Origin of the sequence: Burkholderia sp. BCC0097 (assembly GCF_902832985.1) — a bacterium.
GTDB lineage: Bacteria > Pseudomonadota > Gammaproteobacteria > Burkholderiales > Burkholderiaceae > Burkholderia > Burkholderia orbicola.
This window is the reverse complement of the sequence record NZ_CADFDM010000032.1, coordinates 1-557: the sequence shown is the minus strand read 5'-3', so window position 1 is coordinate 557 and position 557 is coordinate 1. Positions and strand designations below refer to the sequence as shown.

Sequence of the window (557 nt, the reverse complement as noted above, 5' to 3'; positions counted from 1 at the left end):
AAATTGTTGCTGGAGTGCCAGTCTCGTTTTGATTGATGAGGTCAGGTGTTTGACATCGATGCAAACGAGCGTCTGCCGAAGCGCATCGCGGGTGACAGCGAGGAACGGTTCGCCTACGATCCGAGCGGCAGGTTGATCGACGCGGTGAATCGCTACAGCCGCGTGCAGTTCTTCTTTGATCCGGTTGGCAATCTGGTGCGTGAACATCACGCTTACGATCTGTTCGGCGACCGGCGCAGCTACGTGTGGCATCACGAATACGACGAACTCGGCAATCGGCGGCGTACCGTTCGGCCGGACGGGCATGCGGTCGACTGGCTGATGTATGGCTCGGGGCATGTGCACGGGATGCTGCTCGACGGCGAGGAGCGTGTGCAGTTCGAGCGCGATGACTTGCATCGCGAGACGGTTCGTGTGCTGTCGAGCAAGGTCGGGCAGCGCACGCACTACGATCCGGCAGGGCGCGTGCTGCAGCAGACGATCCAGCGGTCGACGTCGCCTGCGCCGCTTGCCGAGCGGCGGTATCGCTATGATGCAGCCGGGCAGTTGTCGCGAAT

General features: G+C 61.6%; 1 pseudogene. It reads left to right on the top strand.

The window, feature by feature from the left end:
* Window positions 1-557, top strand: a pseudogene (locus HWX07_RS37225) (sugar-binding protein); the annotation flags it as partial.